22 protein-coding genes are annotated in these 18,892 nt (G+C 69.8%); 8 read left to right on the forward strand and 14 right to left on the reverse strand.

Annotated elements, in window-relative coordinates; translation table 11 throughout:
- The first annotated feature begins 406 nt into the window (after nucleotides 1-406).
- Nucleotides 407-745 (forward strand): transcriptional regulator WblA, encoded by a 339-nt coding sequence (wblA, locus tag ACZ60T_RS21205; protein WP_059133594.1) that lies wholly within the window; start codon nucleotides 407-409, stop codon nucleotides 743-745.
- Between the two features lie 110 nt (nucleotides 746-855).
- Here the strand turns inward: wblA and bagB are convergent, their stop codons facing one another.
- Complete coding sequence (bagB, locus tag ACZ60T_RS21210; RefSeq protein WP_365631508.1) at nucleotides 856-2,244, reverse strand: ATPase BagB; 1,389 nt, start codon at nucleotides 2,242-2,244, stop codon at nucleotides 856-858.
- A complete protein-coding gene (gene bagA, locus ACZ60T_RS21215) occupies nucleotides 2,241-3,218 on the reverse strand; it encodes an ATPase BagA (protein ID WP_469667240.1) in 978 nt (325 codons plus the stop codon). Before bagA ends, bagB begins: the two co-directional genes overlap by 4 nt.
- A 139-nt stretch (nucleotides 3,219-3,357) precedes the next feature.
- Between bagA and ACZ60T_RS21220 the strand changes: the two genes are divergently transcribed.
- The 4 genes from ACZ60T_RS21220 (at nucleotide 3,358) to ACZ60T_RS21235 (ending at nucleotide 5,800) form a co-directional block, all read left to right on the forward strand.
- Nucleotides 3,358-3,519: a DUF4177 domain-containing protein gene (locus ACZ60T_RS21220; RefSeq protein ID WP_003975360.1), complete on the forward strand. Its 162-nt coding sequence runs from the start codon at nucleotides 3,358-3,360 to the stop codon at nucleotides 3,517-3,519.
- Nucleotides 3,516-3,983, forward strand: a complete 468-nt coding sequence (locus tag ACZ60T_RS21225) for a RidA family protein (RefSeq protein ID WP_365631512.1) — start codon at nucleotides 3,516-3,518, stop codon at nucleotides 3,981-3,983. Before ACZ60T_RS21220 ends, ACZ60T_RS21225 begins: the two co-directional genes overlap by 4 nt.
- Nucleotides 3,984-4,074: 91 nt before the next feature.
- Entirely contained in the window at nucleotides 4,075-4,944 is an 870-nt protein-coding gene (locus ACZ60T_RS21230) for an NUDIX hydrolase (RefSeq protein WP_469667242.1), read from the forward strand.
- 25 nt (nucleotides 4,945-4,969) lie between these two features.
- Nucleotides 4,970-5,800, forward strand: coding sequence for an MBL fold metallo-hydrolase (locus ACZ60T_RS21235; protein WP_365631516.1), 831 nt, complete (start codon nucleotides 4,970-4,972; stop codon nucleotides 5,798-5,800).
- 14 nt (nucleotides 5,801-5,814) lie between these two features.
- Here ACZ60T_RS21235 and ACZ60T_RS21240 read toward each other — a convergent pair whose 3' ends face one another.
- Together ACZ60T_RS21240 and ACZ60T_RS21245 are read right to left on the reverse strand one after the other, a co-directional pair.
- Entirely contained in the window at nucleotides 5,815-6,666 is an 852-nt protein-coding gene (locus ACZ60T_RS21240) for a nucleotidyltransferase (RefSeq protein ID WP_469667243.1), read from the reverse strand.
- A gap of 144 nt (nucleotides 6,667-6,810) precedes the next feature.
- Nucleotides 6,811-7,485: a Crp/Fnr family transcriptional regulator gene (locus ACZ60T_RS21245; protein WP_071367581.1), complete on the reverse strand. Its 675-nt coding sequence runs from the start codon at nucleotides 7,483-7,485 to the stop codon at nucleotides 6,811-6,813.
- Nucleotides 7,486-7,829: 344 nt separating this feature from the next.
- Between ACZ60T_RS21245 and nth the strand changes: the two genes are divergently transcribed.
- The 3 genes from nth to ACZ60T_RS21260 all read left to right on the forward strand — a co-directional run bounded on the left by nth (nucleotide 7,830) and on the right by ACZ60T_RS21260 (nucleotide 11,130).
- The gene (nth, locus tag ACZ60T_RS21250) at nucleotides 7,830-8,939 is read left to right on the forward strand and encodes an endonuclease III (protein ID WP_469667244.1); all 1,110 of its coding nucleotides are present in this window, start codon (nucleotides 7,830-7,832) and stop codon (nucleotides 8,937-8,939) included.
- Between the two features lie 157 nt (nucleotides 8,940-9,096).
- Nucleotides 9,097-9,810 (forward strand): NUDIX hydrolase, encoded by a 714-nt coding sequence (locus tag ACZ60T_RS21255; protein WP_469667245.1) that lies wholly within the window; start codon nucleotides 9,097-9,099, stop codon nucleotides 9,808-9,810.
- A gap of 120 nt (nucleotides 9,811-9,930) precedes the next feature.
- Nucleotides 9,931-11,130 carry a MarP family serine protease gene (locus ACZ60T_RS21260; RefSeq protein ID WP_365631525.1) on the forward strand — a complete coding sequence of 400 codons (1,200 nt, stop codon included), beginning with the start codon at nucleotides 9,931-9,933 and terminating at the stop codon, nucleotides 11,128-11,130.
- 48 nt (nucleotides 11,131-11,178) lie between these two features.
- On the opposite strand, the gene ACZ60T_RS21265 is transcribed toward ACZ60T_RS21260, so the two are convergent.
- From ACZ60T_RS21265 to ACZ60T_RS21310, 10 genes are all read right to left on the reverse strand, one after another.
- Nucleotides 11,179-11,358 carry a hypothetical protein gene (locus ACZ60T_RS21265; RefSeq protein ID WP_365631527.1) on the reverse strand — a complete coding sequence of 60 codons (180 nt, stop codon included), beginning with the start codon at nucleotides 11,356-11,358 and terminating at the stop codon, nucleotides 11,179-11,181.
- 184 nt (nucleotides 11,359-11,542) lie between these two features.
- Nucleotides 11,543-12,493, reverse strand: a complete 951-nt coding sequence (locus ACZ60T_RS21270; protein ID WP_365631529.1) for an alpha/beta fold hydrolase — start codon at nucleotides 12,491-12,493, stop codon at nucleotides 11,543-11,545.
- Nucleotides 12,490-12,969, reverse strand: a complete 480-nt coding sequence (locus ACZ60T_RS21275) for a phage holin family protein (protein WP_365631531.1) — start codon at nucleotides 12,967-12,969, stop codon at nucleotides 12,490-12,492. Before ACZ60T_RS21275 ends, ACZ60T_RS21270 begins: the two co-directional genes overlap by 4 nt.
- Before the next feature lie 175 nt (nucleotides 12,970-13,144).
- The gene (gene nhaA / locus ACZ60T_RS21280) at nucleotides 13,145-14,599 is read right to left on the reverse strand and encodes a Na+/H+ antiporter NhaA (RefSeq protein ID WP_469667246.1); all 1,455 of its coding nucleotides are present in this window, start codon (nucleotides 14,597-14,599) and stop codon (nucleotides 13,145-13,147) included.
- Between the two features lie 272 nt (nucleotides 14,600-14,871).
- Nucleotides 14,872-16,875, reverse strand: coding sequence for a recombinase family protein (locus ACZ60T_RS21285; RefSeq protein WP_469667247.1), 2,004 nt, complete (start codon nucleotides 16,873-16,875; stop codon nucleotides 14,872-14,874).
- A 98-nt stretch (nucleotides 16,876-16,973) separates the two neighbouring features.
- Complete coding sequence (locus ACZ60T_RS21290) at nucleotides 16,974-17,111, reverse strand: hypothetical protein (RefSeq protein WP_469667248.1); 138 nt, start codon at nucleotides 17,109-17,111, stop codon at nucleotides 16,974-16,976.
- A complete protein-coding gene (gene thyX, locus ACZ60T_RS21295) occupies nucleotides 17,108-17,758 on the reverse strand; it encodes an FAD-dependent thymidylate synthase (protein ID WP_469667368.1) in 651 nt (216 codons plus the stop codon). Before thyX ends, ACZ60T_RS21290 begins: the two co-directional genes overlap by 4 nt.
- A 225-nt stretch (nucleotides 17,759-17,983) precedes the next feature.
- Nucleotides 17,984-18,223, reverse strand: a complete 240-nt coding sequence (locus tag ACZ60T_RS21300) for a hypothetical protein (RefSeq protein ID WP_469667249.1) — start codon at nucleotides 18,221-18,223, stop codon at nucleotides 17,984-17,986.
- A gap of 15 nt (nucleotides 18,224-18,238) precedes the next feature.
- Nucleotides 18,239-18,688 (reverse strand): hypothetical protein, encoded by a 450-nt coding sequence (locus ACZ60T_RS21305; protein WP_469667250.1) that lies wholly within the window; start codon nucleotides 18,686-18,688, stop codon nucleotides 18,239-18,241.
- Entirely contained in the window at nucleotides 18,685-18,888 is a 204-nt protein-coding gene (locus ACZ60T_RS21310) for a hypothetical protein (protein WP_469667251.1), read from the reverse strand. The genes ACZ60T_RS21305 and ACZ60T_RS21310 overlap by 4 nt, the downstream gene beginning before the upstream one ends.
- Nucleotides 18,889-18,892: the final 4 nt, after the last annotated feature.

The following is an 18,892-nucleotide window of genomic DNA, read 5'->3' on the forward strand; positions in this document are numbered from 1 at the left end:
GGGCAGCCTACGTTCTCGTTTGCCGGACACGCATAGATGCCTTGGCCTAAGCTGCTCTCAACTGTCACGGCAGTAGGGCCACGCTACCTGGACGTCCGGCGCCCCCGAATCGTTCCACTGTTCCCTGACTCTTCTGTTGGACGCGTGCCCGAAATCGCCTTGTGTGTCATCGGGTGCCCGTTGTGACCTGGCCGAACTGCCCTGATATGCCGGGAAAGACGCGCTTGTCGTCAGCTCACTCCCCCGGGTGATCTGCCGCTTACCCATAGTCCGTTCGGGCCATTCAAGATTGGGCCCGAAGGGGGTGTTGCGCTGTGTCCACCTTCCGTAACGTCCTCAACTGGCGGCGGTGAATATGCCGCTGCCGCCGTGGGGGAGCCTCGATTCGGGAGAGGACGGCGCCGGTATGGGCTGGGTAACCGACTGGAGTGCGCAGGCTGCCTGCCGCACTACCGATCCGGATGAACTGTTCGTTCAAGGAGCAGCGCAGAACAGGGCCAAGGCGGTGTGCACCGGATGCCCGGTACGCACGGAGTGCCTGGCCGACGCGCTGGACAACCGCGTCGAGTTCGGCGTGTGGGGCGGGATGACGGAAAGGGAGCGCCGCGCACTGCTGCGCAGGCGGCCGACCGTCACCTCGTGGCGGCGCCTGCTGGAGACCGCGCGTACGGAGTACGAGCGCGGAGCGGGCCTGCTTCCCCTGGATGAGGAAGAGGTCTACGAGAACTACGCGGCGGTGGGCTGAGGGCGGCCCGCTGGTACCGGGTGCGGCTGTTCGCCGCCGACGAGCACGGCCGTCAGGGTGGACGTCAGGACGGATGACTCGTCCAGGCAGGCGACTGCACCCCTCACCCCTCACGCGTGCGCGTCGTACTCCTCGGCAGGCTCAGGCCAGTTGGCCGCGAGCCGGTCCCCGATGTCCCGCAGTCCCACGAGATCGTGGACGTCACCGGGCAGCGCTCCGACATCCGCCACCGCCACCTCGGGGTGGAGCGCGGTGAAGCGGTCCCGGGTGCGCTGCTCACGGAAGAGCAGGCGCATGCGCTCGGCGTGCAGCCTCAACAGGCCCGCGGTGATGTGCCGGGCGCTTCGGTCCATGTCCGCGGCGGCGGGGGAGCCTTCGTCGGGAACGGACTCTTCGGATGGTGACGATTCTGAACTGCCGTACGTGTCAGGAGAGTTACGAAGTCCAGCTTTCCCGCCCTCCTGATCCACAATGCGAGCCTCTTCAAGATTTTCCGCCGCCGCGAGCGCCCGCTCGGCCGACAGCTGGGCCGCGCCGCTGCTGTGCACCCGGTTGAGCACCAGACCGGCCAGCGGCATGTCCTCGGCGGCCAGGCGTTCCACGAAGTACGCGGCCTCGCGCAGCGCGTCCCGCTCCGGGGCCGCCACCACCAAGAACGCCGTACCGGGCGCCTGCAACAGCTTGTAGGTGGCGTCCGCGCGCGTACGGAAGCCGCCGAACATGGTGTCCATCGCGGCCACGAACGTCTGGACGTCCTTCAGGAGTTGGCCCCCGAGCAGCTTCCCGAGAGCGCCCGTCATCATCGACATCCCGACGTTCAGGAACTTCATCCCCGCGCGTCCGCCCACCTTCGCCGGGGCCATCAGGACGCGGATGAGCTTGCCGTCCAGGAAGGACCCGAGCCGCTTGGGGGCGTCGAGGAAGTCCAGCGCCGAGCGCGAGGGCGGTGTGTCGACGACGATGAGGTCCCACTCGTCCCGCGCGCGCAGTTGCCCGAGCTTCTCCATCGCCATGTACTCCTGCGTGCCCGCGAAGCCCGCCGAGAGTGACTGGTAGAAGGGGTTGCTCAGGATGGCCGCCGCGCGCTCGCGGTCCGCGTGCGCCTCGACGATCTCGTCGAACGTGCGCTTCATGTCGAGCATCATGGCGTGCAGTTCGCCGCCCGCCGCCTCCTCGATGCCCTTCACGCGCCGCGGGGTGTTGTCGAGCGCGTCGATGCCCATCGACTGGGCGAGCCGGCGGGCCGGGTCGATCGTGAGGACGACCACCTTCCGGCCGCGCTCGGCCGCACGCAGGCCGAGGGCCGCGGCGGTGGTCGTCTTGCCGACGCCGCCGGAGCCGCAGCACACGATGATGCGGGTCTTCGGGTCGTCGAGGAGGGGGTCGACCTCCAGGAGGCGTGCGGGGGTCAACGCGTGCGGGGGCGCCGTGGCAGGGGGAGGGGTCGTATCGGGAGCGAAGGCCGTGTCGTCGTGCGTGGCGGCCGGGTCCGAGTTCATGAGATCCCTTGCTGACGCAGTTCCGTGGCCAGTTCGTACAGGCCCGCCAGGTCCATCCCCTCGGCGAGCAGCGGCAGTTCGTGCAGCGGCAGGTCCAACTCCTTGAGGACAGCGCGCTGTTCGCGCTCCAGGGCGAACCGCTCCGCGTACTCGTCGGCCTGCCGCAGCAGGGGGGCCACCAGCCGCTCCGCGAGTTCGCCGCGGCCCGCGCCGCCGAGCCCGGCGCCCGACAGGGACGCGGCGATGGCCGACGGGGGCGCGGTGTGCGCGAACTCCAGCTCCGCCTGGTCCAGGACCGTGGGGCGCACCATGTTCACGATGACCCGCCCCACCGGCAGCCCCGCCGCGCGCAGTTCGGCGATCCCGTCCACGGTCTCCTGAACGGGCATCTCCTCCAGGAGCGTCACCAGATGCACCGCCGTCGCCGGGGACTTCAGCACCCGCATCACGGCCTGCGCCTGATTGTGTATCGGGCCGATCTTGGCGAGTCCGGCGACCTCGTCGTTCACGTTCAGGAAGCGGGTGACGCGGCCGGTGGGGGGCGCGTCCATCACCACGTAGTCGTACGCGAACCGGCCGCTCTTGTCCTTCCTGCGGACGGCCTCACACGCCTTGCCCGTGAGGAGCACGTCTCTGAGGCCCGGCGCGATGGTGGTGGCGAAGTCGATGGCGCCGAGCTTCTTCAGGGCCCGGCCCGCGGTGCCCAGCTTGTAGAACATCTGGAGGTAGTCCAGCAGGGCCAGCTCGGGGTCGATCGCCAGTGCGTAGACCTCGCCGCCTCCCGGAGCCACCGCGATCTTCCGCTCCTCGTACGGGAGCGCTTCTGTCTCGAAGAGTTGTGCGATTCCTTGTCTGCCCTCGACCTCGACCAGAAGAGTGCGCTTGCCCTCGGTCGCGAGGGCGAGCGCGAGTGCCGCGGCGACCGTGGTCTTTCCGGTCCCGCCCTTGCCGCTGACGACCTGGAGCCTGCTCACGCCTTCGAGCCTAACCAGTCCTCGCTCGGGTCACGCGGGAGGCTGTGGACAACTGCCTTCGCGGTCGGCCCCGGGCCCGTCGCACCGGCGGGCACGGTCGGCCACATGACCCGTGCGCCGCAGGGGCTACAGTCGGCCCATGACCAAGTGGGAATACGCTACTGTGCCGCTGCTCGTCCATGCCACGAAGCAGATTCTGGACACCTGGGGCGAGGACGGCTGGGAGCTCGTCCAGGTCGTTCCCGGACCGAACAACCCCGAACAGCTGGTGGCTTACCTGAAGCGGGAGAAGCAGGCATGAGCGCAGTCGAGTCCCGCCTGGCCGAACTGGGCCTGACGCTCCCGGAGGTCGTCCCGCCCCTCGCCGCCTACCAGCCCGCCGTGCGGTCCGGGGTGTATGTGTACACCTCCGGCCAGTTGCCGATGGTGGACGGCAAGCTTCCGGTCATCGGCAAGGTGGGCGCCGAGGTCACCGCCGAGGAGGCCAAGGACCTGGCCCGTACGTGCGCCCTGAACGCGCTCGCCGCGGTGAAGTCGGTGGCGGGCGACCTGGATCGCATCGCGCGCGTGGTGAAGGTCGTCGGCTTCGTCGCGTCGGCCGCGGACTTCACGGGCCAGCCGGGTGTCATCAACGGCGCCAGCGAGCTGCTGGCCGAGGTCCTCGGCGACAAGGGCGTGCACGCCCGCAGCGCCGTCGGTGTGGCGGTGCTTCCGCTGGACGCTCCGGTCGAGGTCGAGATCCAGGTGGAGCTGACGGAGGCGTAGGCGCACGGTGCCTGCCGGGCGCCGGTTCGCGATCCTGGCGCGGTGATCACTACCTCTCGAACATTCGCTCCCTACGGGATAGCCTCCGGCCATGGCGAATGGGCAGTGGTTTCCACCGGAGTGGCCAGAGCGGATCCGCGCGCTCGCGGAGGGCACGCTCGCTCCGGTCGCTCCGAAGCGCGCGGCCACCGTCATGCTCCTCAAGGACACCGACGGCGCCCCTGTCGTCCACATGCTGCGCAGACGCGCCTCCATGGCCTTCGCCGGAGGCGCGTACGCGTATCCGGGCGGTGGGGTGGACCCCCGTGACGACGACCTGACCATCGGCTGGGCGGGTCCCACGCGCGCGTGGTGGGCGCGACGCCTCGGCGTCGACGAGACGTCCGCGCAGGCCGTCGTCTGCGCCGCCGTCCGGGAGACGTACGAGGAGGCGGGCGTCCTGCTCGCGGGGCCCACCGCGCGGACGGTGGTCGGCGACACCACGGGCGACGACTGGGAGGCGGACCGCGCGGCGCTGGTCGCGCGCGACCTCTCCTTCGCCGAGTTCCTCGACCGCAGGGGGCTCGTGCTGCGCTCCGACCTGCTCGGCGCGTGGACGCGCTGGATCACCCCGGAGTTCGAGAGCCGCCGTTACGACACCTGGTTCTTCGTGGCCGCGCTCCCCGAGGGGCAGCGCACGCGCAACGCCTCCACGGAGGCCGACCGCACGGTGTGGATCCGCCCGGCCGACGCCGCCGTCTCGTACGACCGGGGCGAGCTGCTGATGATGCCGCCGACCATCGCGACCCTGCGTCAGTTGATCCCGTACGGGAGCGCCGCCGACACGCTGAAGGCGGCGCCCGGCCGTGATCTGACCCCCGTGCTGGCCGAGGCCCGGCTGGAGAACGGCGAGATCGTGCTGTCCTGGCCCGGCCACGACGAGTTCACGAAGCACATCCCGACGGGTGGAGCGACCGCATGACCTACGCGACGGAAGGTGTCTTCGCATGACGGACGCCGCAGCTCTGCCCGGCCAGCCGCGCGGCGGAGTGCTCTCGGGTCCGGCGACCGCGCGCGCGGTGAACGTCCTCGCGCCCAACGCGTCGGCGATGACCCTCGACGGCACCAACACCTGGATCGTCTCCGAGCCCGGATCCGAGACGGCGGTGGTGATCGATCCCGGCCCGCTCGACGAGGGACACCTGCGCCATGTCATCGGTACGGCGGAGAGGTCCGGCAAGCGGATCGCGCTCACCCTGCTCACGCACGGCCATGCCGACCACGCCGAGGGCGCCGCACGGTTCGCCGAGCTGACGCACACCAAGGTGCGTGCCCTCGACCCGGCGCTCCGGCTCGGTGACGAGGGGCTGGGCCACGGCGACGTCGTCACCGTCGGCGGTCTGGAGCTGCGCGTCGTACCGACGCCCGGCCACACCGCGGACTCCCTCTGCTTCCATCTCCCGGCCGACCGGGCCGTGCTGACGGGTGACACCGTCCTGGGCCGCGGTACGACCGTCGTGGCCCACCCGGACGGCCGCCTGGGGGACTATCTGGACTCCCTGCGCCGCCTCAGGTCGCTCGTCGTCGACGACGGCGTCCACACCGTGCTCCCGGGCCACGGGCCCGTCCTGGAGGACGCCCAGGGCGCCATCGAGTACTACCTGGCCCATCGCGCCCATCGCCTCGCCCAGGTGGAGACGGCGGTCGAGAACGGCCATCGCGCCCCGGACGAGGTCGTGGCCCATGTGTACGCGGACGTGGACCGCTCCCTGTGGCCGGCGGCCGAGCTGTCGGTGCGGGCGCAGTTGGAGTACCTGAGGGAACACGGGCTGATCTGAGCCCGTGACGGCGCTCAGGGGCGCGGTGGCGTGACGGGGCGCGGTGCCTTGAGGCCGTGCACGCGCGCGTACTCGTCGGCGAGCCAGGGGCCGAGATCGTCGACGTACGACCGCAGGACGGCCGGATCGCCGTGCGGCTCGCGGCCGAGGACCGCCGCCGCGCGCAACTGATCGGCTCGTCCGGGGTAGTACGCGGCGAACGCCTCGGCCATCCGTGCCAGGTCGCTGGTCCAGCCGTTCCAGCGCGGCATGACGAGGGTGAAGCCCGTACGGACGAGATGGCGGGAGACGCCGCGTACGAGCGCGCGACGGGCCTCCTCGGTGACCGCTTCGGGGATCCGCGTGCGCCACCGCGCCAGGTGCAGCGCGAGATCTCCGTTCGTCTCCCGCGCGAGGCGGGAGTCGGGCCGGTAGCGCGGCAGCCGCTCGGCGAGGTCCTCGCCGGTCAGCGGCGTGCACAGGCAGGCCACGAACCAGCCCAGGTCGTACGTCTCCGGCTCGCTCAGCAGCCGCGCCCGGCTGAAGAGCAGCGTCCCCACGCCGTCGATCTGCCGGAACTCCGCGTCGAGCGCGTCGCCGAGCGCGCGGACGTCGTCGTGGTCCGCGCCGGTGGGCTCCTCGCGCAGCGCGATCAGCAGATCGAGGTCGCTGCGCCCCACGCGTGCGGTGCCGCGTGGAATCGATCCGTAGAGGTACGCGCTGCTCATCCGCGCCCCGAGGACGTCGGAGAGCCGCACACGAACGGCCTCGACGACGGGCCGGAAGGCGTCGGGCACGAGCCCGAGGGCGCCCTCACGGCGGATGTACCCGTGGGCGTCGAGGCCCTTGTTCTGCCCGTGCCCGTCGTGCGGCGGCGCGCTGTCCATGCGGCGACTGTGCCAGGAGTTCGTGGCGGGAGGCGAGGGGATATCGGCCCGGCCGCCCGTCCGGTGCTTCAGCGGGGACGAACGGCAAAGGGCCCCGTCTCCTCGGAGAACGGGACCCGTCGTCGTGAGGCGCGGACCCGCGCGTCAGCGCGAGCGCTTCGCCAGGCGCTCCACGTCCAGCAGGATCACGGCGCGCGCCTCCAGGCGCAGCCATCCGCGTCCGGCGAAGTCCGCCAGGGCCTTGTTGACCGTCTCGCGCGAGGCGCCGACGAGCTGGGCCAGCTCCTCCTGCGTGAGGTCGTGCACCACGTGGATGCCTTCCTCGGACTGCACGCCGAACCGTCGCGAGAGGTCCAGCAGCGCGCGGGCCACACGGCCGGGCACGTCCGAGAAGACCAGGTCGGACATCTGGTCGTTGGTCTTGCGCAGGCGCCGGGCGACGGCGCGCAGCAGGGCGGCGGCCACCTCGGGCCGGGCGTTCAGCCACGGCTGGAGGTCGCCGTGGCCCAGGCCCAGCAGCTTGACCTCGGTCAGCGCGGTCGCCGTCGCCGTACGCGGACCCGGGTCGAACAGCGACAGCTCGCCGATCAGCTCACCGGGGCCGAGCACCGCCAGCATGTTCTCGCGGCCATCGGGGGACGCGCGATGCAGCTTGACCTTGCCGTCCATGACCACGTAGAGGCGGTCACCGGGGTCGCCCTCGTGGAACAGCGAGTCGCCGCGGGCGAGGGTCACCTCACTCATGGAGGCGCGCAGCTCCGCGGCCTGCTCGTCATCGAGCGCCGCGAACAGCGGGGCGCGCCGCAGAACGTCGTCCACGAGTTCTCTCCTTGTCGACCTGCTCAGGGGATCTTGCTCCCCCGTGTACCAGGGGTCCGTGTTCCCCATTTTGCCGGACGGTCCAAACAGTGTGATCTGTCACAAGGATGCCGCACGGGTGCGCCGCGGGATGCAGCAGGGGGCCAATTGGGGGCTGATCTTGCCGGTCCGGGGCGGATGTCGGTGCCGGGCCTTAGGCTGGCCGGGTGTCCAAATCGCCGGTGAGAGCACAGGCCAAGGGAGCTGGACGGGTGGTTGCACGTCGCGATTCCGCTGTGGGCGAACGAGGGCCTGGCGGTGGTGGAAACCCGGCAAAGGGAGCGAAAGCGGCTTCTGGGGAAGCGGTGACGAAACGCCCTGCCAAGAAGGCTGCCGCCGAGAGGGCCGTCGCGAAGAAGGCTGCCGCCGAGAAGGGCGCGGCCCCCGCGAAGAAGGCCGCGGCGAAGAAGGCCATCGCGAAGAAGACCGCAGCCAAGGCCACGGCGGCCGAGGGGACGGCGGCCAAGAAGGGCGCCGCCAAGAAGGCCACGCCCACCGCGACCACCGCCCCCAAGAAGGCCGCACCCAAGAAGTCCGCCGCGAAGAGAAGGCCCGCCTCCGTCGAGGCCGTCGCCGCGGACGCCACGGTCACCGTCAAGGGCGCCGCTCCGGCGAAGACCGTCACGGTCAAGCCCCTCAGGGACGAGTCCCGTACCGCCCTGGTCCGCCGAGCCCGCCGTATCAACCGTGAACTCGCCGAGCTGTACCCGTACGCCCACCCGGAGTTGGACTTCGAGAACCCCTTCGAGCTGATCGTCGCGACGGTCCTGTCCGCGCAGACGACCGACCTGCGGGTGAACCAGACCACCCCGGGCCTCTTCGCCCGGTACCCGACCCCCGAGGACCTCGCCGCGGCCAACCCGGAGGAGGTCGAGGAGATCCTGCGTCCGACCGGCTTCTTCCGGGCCAAGACCAGGTCGGTGATCGGGCTCTCCAAGGCCCTGGTGGAGCAGTTCGGCGGCGAGGTCCCCGGCCGCCTGGAGGATCTCGTCACGCTGCCCGGCGTCGGTCGCAAGACCGCCTTCGTGGTGCTCGGCAACGCCTTCGGCCGACCGGGACTCACTGTCGACACGCACTTCCAGCGTCTCGTCCGCCGCTGGCAGTGGACCGACGAGACCGACCCGGACAAGATCGAGGCGGCCGTCGGCGCGCTCTTCCCCAAGAGCGACTGGACGATGCTGTCGCACCATGTGATCTTCCACGGCCGCCGTATCTGCCACGCCCGCAAGCCGGCGTGCGGCGCCTGCCCGATCGCCCCGCTCTGCCCGGCGTACGGCGAGGGCGAGACGGACCCAGAGAAGGCGAAGAAGCTGCTGAAGTACGAGAAGGGCGGCTTCCCGGGTCAGCGCCTCAAGCCGCCACGGGCCTACCTCGACGCGGGCGGCATTCCGGCCCGGCCGCTGGGGGCCGGGTGAGGCGGAGGCGCGGGACCGTACGGCGTACGGGAGGACGGCTCCCCGCGGTGACGGACAGCGGGGCGGTGACGGACAGCGGGCGAGGACACCCACACGAGGGACTTTCGGAACGATCCGCGGTTCCGCGGGCGTTGGGATCGGCAGAACGGGGGTGGCGATGACGCACGCGAGCGATACGAACCACATGAGCGACCAGGGCAGTGGACAACTGCGGCTGAGCGCGGAGGGCCTGCCCGGCTGGCTCGACCCGGTCGTACGGGTCGTGGCGGACGTGGAGCCGCTCCAGCTCAGCCGCTTCCTGCCGCCGGAGAACGGCTCGGGGCGTCAGTCGGCCGTGCTGGTCCTGCTCGGTGAGGGCGATCGCGGCCCCGAGTTGCTGCTGCTGGAGCGCGCCAGTTCGCTGCGCTCGCACGCCGGACAGCCCTCGTTCCCCGGCGGCGCCCTCGACCCCGAGGACGGCGACCCGATGGCCGGGGGGCCGCTGCGGGCGGCGCTGCGCGAGGCTGAGGAGGAGACCGGGCTCGACCCCGGCGGCGTCCAGCTCTTCGGTGTGCTTCCCAAGCTCTACATCCCGGTCAGCGGCTTCGTCGTGACGCCCGTCCTCGGCTGGTGGCGGGAGAAGAGCCCGATCGGCGTCGTCGATCCGAACGAGACGGCGCGGGTCTTCACGGTCTCCGTGGCGGATCTCACGAACCCCGCCAACCGCGTCACCGCCATCCACCCCAGAGGCCACCAGGGTCCGGCATTCCTGGTCGAATCGGCCCTCGTCTGGGGCTTCACGGCCGGCGTCATCGACCGGTTGCTGCACTTCGCGGGCTGGGAGCGGCCCTGGGACCACGACAAGCAGGTCCCGCTCGACTGGCGGTCATGACAGGGTGACCTACCGTGCTGTGTTTTTCGGGGGACGCCGTGCCCCACGGCCGCCGTCCGGCGGGCCGGACCCCCGGCCCGGCGACGGCGACCGGAGAGTGACGAGGCGAGGCTTGACGCAGTGAACGTGCTGGACATCCTGTTGCTGGTCGCCGCCGTGTGGTTCGCGATCGTCGGCTATCGCCAGGGCTTCGTCGTGGGCATCCTGTCGGTCATCGGCTTCCTGGGTGGCGGCCTGGTCGCCGTCTATCTGCTCCCCTTCATCTGGGACAAGGCGACGGACGAGCGCGAGGTGAGCACGACCCTCGCGGTGATCGCGGTCGCCATCGTGATCGTCTGCGCGTCCGTCGGCCAGACCCTGACCACCCACCTCGGCAACAAGCTGCGCCGGTACATCACTTGGTCCCCGGCCCGCGCCCTGGACGCCACGGGCGGCGCCCTCGTCAACGTGGTCGCGATGCTCCTGGTCGCCTGGCTGATCGGCTCGGCCCTCGCCGGTACGACGCTGCCGACGCTGGGCAAGGAGGTCCGCGGCTCCAAGGTGCTCCTCGGCGTCTCCCGTGCCCTGCCCGAGCAGGCCGACATCTGGTTCGCGGACTTCTCCTCGGTCCTCGCGCAGAACGGCTTCCCCCAGGTCTTCAGCCCCTTCGCGAACGAACCCATCACCGACGTCCAGCCGCCCGACCCGGCCCTCGCGAGGAGCGCGGTCGCCACCCGCGCCCAGCACTCCATCGTCAAGGTCGTGGGTACGGCGCAGAGTTGCGGCAAGGTCCTCGAGGGCACGGGCTTCGTCTTCGACAACCGCCGGGTGATGACGAACGCGCATGTCGTCGGCGGGGTCGACGAGCCCACGGTGCAGATAGGCGGCGAGGGCCGGAAGTACGACGCGAAGGTCGTCCTCTACGACTGGCGGCGCGACATCGCGGTACTGGATGTACCGGATCTGAGCGCGCCCGCGCTGCGGTTCACCACCGCCGACGCGGCCAGCGGCAGCAGCGCGATCGTCGCGGGCTTCCCGGAGAACGGCTCGTACAACGTCCAGCCCGCGCGCGTCCGCGGTCGCATCACGGCCAACGGCCCGGACATCTACCACCGCGGCACGGTCCACCGCGATGTGTACTCGCTGTACGCGACCGTCCGTCAGGGCAACTCCGGCGGCCCGCTGCTCACTCCCGACGGCAGGGTCTACGGCGTGGTCTTCGCGAAGTCCCTGGACGACGCCGACACCGGGTACGCCCTCACCTCGGACGAGATCCAGGAGGACATCCTCAAGGGGAGCTCGGCGAACCAACAGGTGAACAGCGACCGCTGCGCTCTGTGACGTACGTTCCGGTGTTCCGGGGGTAGGGCAGCCGCTCGCGGAGACGGGTCAGCCGCGCGGGTGGCGCAGGCGGACCGAGACCCAGCGGGCCCGGCGGCGCAGAATGCGCGGGATGCCCACTCTCGGGTCCGTGTCCGGCATCTGCGGGGCGCCCCCCTGGCGGGTGCTCGGACCAGTGGTCGAGCGGCGGTTACGTGCTACGTCACTGTAGTCGTGCGTCCAGCTCATACCCCGACGTCTGCCCCTGCCCCAAGGTCGATAACCGCCTCGGGGCTCCCCAATTGGCCTATGCGCCGGGCATGTGTGGCCGAACGAGGAACAACCGTTCGCGTCCGGATACCGGGCGCATGCGAGCCGTCACCGACGGGATGCGCTGCCGTCCGGCTGCCCTGTGATCCCGGGATCGGGCAGCTCACCGATCGGGCTCGGGATCCTTCAGCCAGTTGATCAGCTCGGAGGAGAACGCGATCGGGTCCTCCTCGTGCGGGAAGTGCCCCAGCCCGTCGAACAGCCGCCAGCGGTACGGCGCCTCGACGTACTCGCCCGATCCCGCCGCGCTCCTGGTGCGCATCACGGGGTCCAGCGAACCGTGCAGATGAAGGGTCGGCACCCGTACGGGCCGCTTCATACGCCGGTTGAACTGGATGCCGTCGGGCCGGGCCAGGGAGCGCACCAGCCAGCGGTACGGCTCGATGGAGCAGTGCGCCGTGGAGGGGATGCACATGGCACGCCGATACGTCTCCACGGCCTCGTCGTCCGGCAGCCGCGGGCCCGACCAGTCCCGGAGCAGCCGTCCGACCAGGGCGGCGTCGTCGGCGGTGAGGCGTCGCTCGGGGATCCAGGGCCGCTGGAACCCCCAGATGTAGGAACTCGCGGCCGTCTGCTTGACGTCGCGCGTCATCGCCGCCCGCCAGCGCCGCGGATGCGGCATCGAGGAGACCACGAGCCGCCGGACGAGCTTCGGACGCATCACGGCCGCCGTCCAGGCCAGGTATCCGCCCAGGTCATGCCCCACGAGCGCGGCGTCGGGCTCGCCCAGGGACCGTACGACGCCGGTGATGTCGAGCGCCAGGTTCGCGGGGTCGTAGCCGCGCGGCGTACGGTCGCTGCCGCCGACCCCGCGCAGATCCATCGCCACGGCCCGGAAGCCCGCGTCGGCGAGCGCGACCAGTTGGTGCCGCCAGGCCCACCAGAACTGCGGGAAGCCGTGCAACAGCAGGACCAGCGGGCCCTCGCCCAGCTCCGCGATGTGGAAGCGGGCACCGTTGGCCGCGACGTCGCGGTGGGTCACCTCCCTCCCGCCGGGTACGTCGAGCCGTACGACCGAGGTGGGCTGCGCCGAAGGAGTGGCGGGGTCCGTCATGAAGACGAGCGTGCCACAGCCTCGAGCGCGGTGTCGGCCTGGTGCGGGAGGCGGGGGTGCGGCTTGGCGGCCTGGAGGACGCCCGCGGTCTCCTTCATCGACGCGGCGACCTTCTGCGGGCCCTGGCTCTTCTTGGCCTTCTTCGCGATGGCGGCCCCGATGAGCCCGAGCACCACGGCGACCACCACGTTCGCGCCGAACGACGTCAGGAAGCAGAGGGCCAGGTTCCACGCGGTCCAGGTCCGGATCCCGTACGCCAACGCGAAGCTCAGCATCGGCAAGGAGAACAGCAGCACGGCGCCCGCGGCCGAGAGCAGCAGTCCGCTCATCGCGCCGCGCTTGACGTCCCGCTTGAGCTGGGCCTTCGCCAGTGCGATCTCGTCGTGCACCAGCGCGGACATCTCGGTCGTCGCCGAGGCGAACAGTTGGCCGATGGTCTGTTCGGCGCCGACCGGGCTGCCATCGGGTGCGCTCATCGCGGTCTCCCTGCTCTCTGCGTGCGTACTCCGCGGATGTCGCGAAGTTCGGTGGACGTCTCAGATCATGCCGGACGCCCCATCTCCGTGACTGCCCGCCCGGCCACTTCGGCGAAGCGTGCCGCCCGTCACATCGGTCGGACCGCCGCTTCTCGGCAGGCTCGCCGCCCGCTGCTCAGGGGCGGCCGTCGTCCGTCGCGTCGGCCGTCGGACCGGCCGGTGAGTCGTTCGACGTGTCGTTCGAGGTGTCGCTCTCGGCTGACGTCAGCAGGGCGAGCCTGCGATGCTCGGCGGCTTTGCGCTCGTAGATCTCGGCCATGCGCAGGTGGTACGCGGGATCGTCCTGTTCGTAGACGTCCGGCACGCCGTCGAGATCCTCGTCGCGCTCCTCGTCCTCGCACAGGGCGCGGTACTTGGCGTTGCGCACCTTCAGCAGTGCGGTCGCGAAGACGGCCGCGATCAGCGACCCGGTGAGGACGGCGGCCTTGACCTCGCTCGTGAGCACCGCGTCGCCCTCGAAGGCCAGTTCGCCGATGAGCAGCGAGACCGTGAAGCCGATGCCTGCCAGGGAAGCGACGGCGAACACATCGGGCCAGGCAAGGTCGTCGCTGAGCGAGGCCCGGGTGAAGCGCACGGTCAGCCAGGTGCCCCCGAACACACCGATCGTCTTGCCGACGACGAGACCGAGCACGACGCCGAGCGTCTCCGGCTTCGTGAACACGTCCACGAGGGCTCCGCCGGAGATCACCGCGCCCGCGCTGAACAGCGCGAACAGCGGCACCACAAGACCGGCCGACAGCGGCCGTACGAGGTGCTCGATGCGCTCGCCCGGGGACCGCTCCTCGCCCTCGTGACGGTGGCAGCGCAGCATCAGGCCCATGGCCACACCGGCGATGGTGGCGTGGATGCCGCTGTTGTACATCAGCCCCCAGATGACCAGGGCGAGCGGGACGTACACGTACCAGCCGCGCACGCCCTTGCGCAGCAGCACCCAGAACACGGCGAGGCCGACGACGGCGCCGACGAGGGCGGCGAAGTTCAGACCGTGCGGGAAGAAGATCGCGATGATCAGGATCGCGCCCAGGTCGTCGACCACGGCGAGGGTGAGCAGGAACGCGCGCAGGGAGGAGGGCAGGGAGGTGCCGATGACGGCGAGAACGGCGAGCGCGAAGGCGATGTCGGTGGCCGTGGGAACCGCCCAGCCGGCGAGGGAACCGCCGCCGGTGGCGCTGGTGACGGCGTAGACGATCGCGGGTACGGCCATGCCGCAGAGCGCGGCGATCACGGGGAGCACGGCGGCGCGGGGGTCGCGCAGCTCTCCCGCGACCAGTTCCCGCTTGAGCTCGATCCCGGCGACGAAGAAGAAGATCGCGAGAAGGCCGTCGGCGGCCCAGTGTCCGATGGACAGATGGAGCCCGAGGGAGGCGGGCCCGAGGTGGTAGTCGCTGATGGTCTCGTAGCTGCCGCGCAGGGCGGGTGCGTTCGCCCAGATCAGCGCGGCGATCGCGGAGAGCAGGAGCAGCACGCCGCCGACGGTCTCGGTGCGCAGCGCATCCGCGACGAAGGTCCGCTCGGGGAGCGAGAGGCGTCCGAGGAATGTCGAGCGGTTACGGGTGCGGGGCGCGGCCACGGCGGGGACCTCCAGGGTGGTACGACAAGGAAGACCGTCGCGAGACAACGCACGACGGGCTTGCCGACCAGACTTCCCGGCACACCTAGAACGCTCTACTTTACCAAATCCTTGCTATGTGGGTGGGCTCCCTTGCAGATGGTTCTTGGGTGGTTGCTGGTGGCTCCCCCGACGAGAGGGGCGCCCGCCGTGCGGTCGGGCGCCCCCAGGGGCGGGTCATACCCCTCAGTCGTCGCTCGGCGTCGCCGGCAGCTTCGTCTGGATCAGGTCCATCACCGAGGAGTCCATCGACTCGGTACCGCCGCTTCCCCAGTCTTACCGTTCCTGGAATCCCGTCCCTGACCTGCGGAAACACCCTGACCAGGGCCGCGATCGATAGCTCCTGTGATCCGCATCGGCGGCAGCGAGAACTGAGGAGCGGCGGGCACCGAGGCGTACGAGGACAGGACCTTCAGCGCCTGCCGGTACTCCCCGCTCTCATCCCAGTGCCGGACCCGGCGCATCATCGAGCCGTACGACCGGCCGCCCAGACGATCGCTCTTGTCGTACTCCATCCACGTCCGGCCAGTGCGGACCTTCTCCAGCAGGACATCGAACGCACCGCGCACGTCCTTCCACTTCTGCGTGTTCGAGACGATCAAGCTGACCTTCTCCCACATCTCGTCGGTCAGCTCCGCGGGCACCTTGGTGCCGGTGTCCCAGTGCCACTTCGAGATCGGGTCCACGTTGCCCGAGCGGTGCACCTTCGCCGTGCCCTCAACCTGCACCCGGATGTCAAGCATCTCGATGAGGTCTGCCTGCTCGCGCTTTGACAGCTTGCCGATCTTGGTGCGCAGCTTGTCCGCAGCAGCCAGCACCTGAAGGGCTCGATCCTCTTCAGCCTCAACGTCAGCGATCCAGGACTCGACCCGTTCCCGCTCCTGGAGGAGGTCGCCCTCCTCTTCCTTGTACCGCTCCTTCAGCTCCGCGATCTCCTGCCGCATCTCCTGGGCGAAGTCGTCGTCCTCGTCGTCGTCATCGATCTCGACGGCCGCGACCAGCCGGGCGATGGCCTTCTTCCGGGTCTTGCGCTTCTTCTCCATCGTCTCGTCGATCTCGGCGAGCCTGCGACGGTAGGACTCCAGACGGGTCGGGGTCGTGCCGAGCGCTTCCTTGATCAGCTCATGCAGCCGGTCCCGGTCGGCGACGAGGCTGGACACCTCCGCCATGACGGCCTGCTCGACGTCGTCCGCGTACAGCGACTGGCACTCGTGCTCATACTCGGCCCCCTCGCGCACCTTCTGGCACCGGTACTTACGGGTGCCGCTCCGCTTGTCGATGCCGCCGACCATGCCCGCCCCGCACAGGCTGATCAGGCGGGTCGAAAGGGGGTAGCTGCTCGACGCGCTCTTGGTCTTCGCCGACCGCTCGAACGCCGCGAGTGCGGCGAGGGCGCGCTCGCCGGGGATGATCTGGGGCAGTGTGAGTACGTGGACCTGCTCGTCCTCGGTGCCGGCGGCGAAGGTGAACTCGACGAACCCAGCCAGGGCCTTCTTGATCCGCTGCGCGAGGTTGCTGCCGTCCCACAGGTGGCCCTTGCGGGTCCGGTAGCCCAGGGCGTTCAGCTTCTTGGCGACCTCGCCGCGCGTCAGGCGCTCGGGGGAGTCGACCAGGAACTCGACGGCCTTCTCGACGATCACGGCCTCCAGCGGGTTGACCACGACGTCCCCGGTCTCGGGGTCGATCATGTAGCCGTACGGGATGCCGCCGTGCGGCCAGCCGCCCGCCATGACCTTCTGGATACGGCCGGACATGGTGCGCTCCAGGATCAGCGCGTGCTCCATCTCCGCCATGTAAGCCAGGAGGGCAAGCGTGACCTCGAACATGTCGCCCTCGGAGTCGATCCGGTTGTCCGCCGTGACGATGCGGACGTTGCGACCCCGCTCCACCTCGATGTCCTGGGTGTCATAGACCCAGCGGTGGATGTTCTTCATCGTGCGGCCGATGCGGTCGAGCTTGCCGAAGATGACCAGGTCGACCTTGCCGGCGGCGATGTCCGCGTTCATGCGGTCCAGGTCTTCGCGCTCGCGGAGCTTCCCGGATATGCCGCCGTCTGTGTAGGTGTCGACGATGAGGTAGTTCCCTACGCCCAGCATCAGGTCCAGCCAGCGACGGCACAGCTCATCCTGCGCGTCCAGACCGAAGCCGTCGACCTGCTTTGACGTACTAACACGCCGGTATATGGCTACGCGCCAACGGCGACGCATCCTCTGACCAGGCGGAAAGGTCTTGTTCACGCAGGTCTCCCTTACACACAAAGGAGGCACCCCTTGGCGGGATGCCTCCGTGGGACTGTGTGTAAATCTAACCTACGACGTGATAGGACGGCCAGCGCCTATGTCTTACTATCGCCTTCCTCGTCGTCGTCATCGGCGAGGAGGCGAAGGATCAGGGCCGCGAACCGGGTCCGCTTCTCCTTGCTCCAGTCCGTCTCGCGCCACTCTGTCCTCACCTGCGGGTACTGGACGCTCACGGGGCGACCCTCCGGTTCCTGACGTACGCGGCGTGCGTGACGGGCATGTGCTCGGCGAAGTGCGCCTCCATCTGCTTGGCCGCCATCTCGATCTCCCGCTGGGGGAAGCTCGGGAACAGGGCCGCCTTGTCCGCGGTCCGCAAGCTCAGGAAGTGCATCAGCGAGCGGGCGTTGCAGGTGGCGAAGAACGAGGTGTAGATGCCGACCGGGAGGACCGTACGGGCCACCTCGCGGGCGATGCCGGCGCGGAGCATCACCTGGTAGGAGTTCCAGGCGTGGCGGTAGCCCTCGCGGGCCACGTCCCACATCACGCCGTACTGGAGCTGGGTGCCAGGCTCGAAGTGGTACTGGCCGGGCTTGCCGACCTGCACCAGGTCCCGGTCCTCGGCCGGGATGTAGAAAACCGGCTTCAGCTCGCGGTATCGGCCGCTCTCCTCGTTGTACGACCAGCCGGCCCGGTGCCGGAACCACTCACGGGCCACGAAGATCGGCGCCTGGATCAGGAACGTCATCGAGTTGTGCTCGAACGGGCTGCCGTGCCGGTCCCGCATCAGAAAGTTGATCAGGCCCTCGGTCGAGCCGTCCGAGGCGACCGCGTCGGCGCCGAGCGTGCTCACTCGGGCCGCTTGGACGACGTCGTAGTCCATGGCGCTGGTGCGCAGGGGCTGGACGGTGATGTCGGACCGGTAGGTGATGGTCACGGGGCGATGTCCTTCTGGCGGTTGACGATGGGGGTCTCGGCGCCGGGCGCATCGGCCGGCGAGGCAACAAGGGGCAGAATCAGCAGGGCAAGGGCGAACGCTGCGACATAGAAGGGCGCACTCCTCGGATTCGGTCGCACTAACACACTCGCTTCTGGTTGATGACGGTCTTCACGCGGCGATCAGCTCCTCATACCTCTTGCGGGACATGCTCGTCAGGTGCCAGCCCCCGAACTCGCAGGCGTACACCCGGCCTTCCACCTTCAGGCCGCGCCGCGTGCCGCGGGCGTCAGCTCGTCGCGTGCGCTTGGCCTGGGCTCGACCCATGGCCTTCTCTGCGTCCTGCCGGGAGGCGAACGCGCGCTTCATGCCGCAGTCGCAGGCCATCCAGTCAACGGTCTTGTACGTCATCGGGGGTGGTGCTCCTTACTTCCTGGTCTTCGGGGCGTCCTTCACGAACTTCGAGCACGCGCAGTCGGTCAACTGGCAGGCGCCTCGGGCGGCGCCGGCCGAGGAGTGGGTGAAGGGCGGGTGGCCACAGTCGGGGGCGTAGCAGTAGCCGGGCCAGTTCTTCTTGCCGTCGTGGTTGGCGAGAGTGATACCCGAGGAAGTCAGGGGGATGGCTCGGCCAGTCCCGCCGAACGCCAGCTTCTTGGCGAAGGCTTCGCACTCGGCGAGCGACCCGAAGGGGCCGTAGTTCAGCCCCTTCGATCCATCCGCCCAACGGTGGGTCATCACCCATAGGTCTCGCATCTGGAGGATGGAGGCCGCCTCCTTCAAGACGGCCTTGGCCATGTCCTCCGGGCTCGCGAAGCCAGGGTCTGTCAGGATGTCGACGAGCGCCTGGACTTCATGCTTGCGCGGGGTGAGCCTCATGCAGTGCACTCGGGGCAGGAGTGGCGCGGCCGGTCTGGATGGCTCGGGCAGACCGCGGTGCACTCGTAGATGTGCCCCTCGCCCTCCGGGCCTTCGCGCATGTCCTGCGCGATCCCCTCCCCTATCTGGCGGCCGGCCTCGCCGTACAACTGGTCGTAGAAGCACTCGCCGTCTTCGAAGACGCCGTACTCGATATCCATCCCG

This window comes from Streptomyces sp. NPDC104371, assembly GCF_055583785.1.

Bases quoted from the DNA above. Each gene is read 5' to 3' on its own strand.
- wblA (WP_059133594.1), top strand. From the start codon at position 407: ATGGGCTGGGTAACCGACTGGAGTGCGCAGGCTGCCTGCCGCACTACC.
- bagB (WP_365631508.1), bottom strand. From the start codon at position 2,244: ATGAACTCGGACCCGGCCGCCACGCACGACGACACGGCCTTCGCTCCC.
- ACZ60T_RS21220 (WP_003975360.1), top strand. From the start codon at position 3,358: ATGACCAAGTGGGAATACGCTACTGTGCCGCTGCTCGTCCATGCCACG.
- ACZ60T_RS21225 (WP_365631512.1), top strand. From the start codon at position 3,516: ATGAGCGCAGTCGAGTCCCGCCTGGCCGAACTGGGCCTGACGCTCCCG.
- ACZ60T_RS21230 (WP_469667242.1), top strand. From the start codon at position 4,075: ATGGCGAATGGGCAGTGGTTTCCACCGGAGTGGCCAGAGCGGATCCGC.
- ACZ60T_RS21235 (WP_365631516.1), top strand. From the start codon at position 4,970: ATGACGGACGCCGCAGCTCTGCCCGGCCAGCCGCGCGGCGGAGTGCTC.
- ACZ60T_RS21240 (WP_469667243.1), bottom strand. From the start codon at position 6,666: ATGGACAGCGCGCCGCCGCACGACGGGCACGGGCAGAACAAGGGCCTC.
- ACZ60T_RS21255 (WP_469667245.1), top strand. From the start codon at position 9,097: ATGACGCACGCGAGCGATACGAACCACATGAGCGACCAGGGCAGTGGA.
- ACZ60T_RS21265 (WP_365631527.1), bottom strand. From the start codon at position 11,358: ATGAGCTGGACGCACGACTACAGTGACGTAGCACGTAACCGCCGCTCG.
- ACZ60T_RS21270 (WP_365631529.1), bottom strand. From the start codon at position 12,493: ATGACGGACCCCGCCACTCCTTCGGCGCAGCCCACCTCGGTCGTACGG.
- ACZ60T_RS21275 (WP_365631531.1), bottom strand. From the start codon at position 12,969: ATGAGCGCACCCGATGGCAGCCCGGTCGGCGCCGAACAGACCATCGGC.
- thyX (WP_469667368.1), bottom strand. From the start codon at position 17,758: ATGGACTACGACGTCGTCCAAGCGGCCCGAGTGAGCACGCTCGGCGCC.
- ACZ60T_RS21300 (WP_469667249.1), bottom strand. From the start codon at position 18,223: ATGACGTACAAGACCGTTGACTGGATGGCCTGCGACTGCGGCATGAAG.
- ACZ60T_RS21305 (WP_469667250.1), bottom strand. From the start codon at position 18,688: ATGAGGCTCACCCCGCGCAAGCATGAAGTCCAGGCGCTCGTCGACATC.
- ACZ60T_RS21310 (WP_469667251.1), bottom strand. From the start codon at position 18,888: ATGGATATCGAGTACGGCGTCTTCGAAGACGGCGAGTGCTTCTACGAC.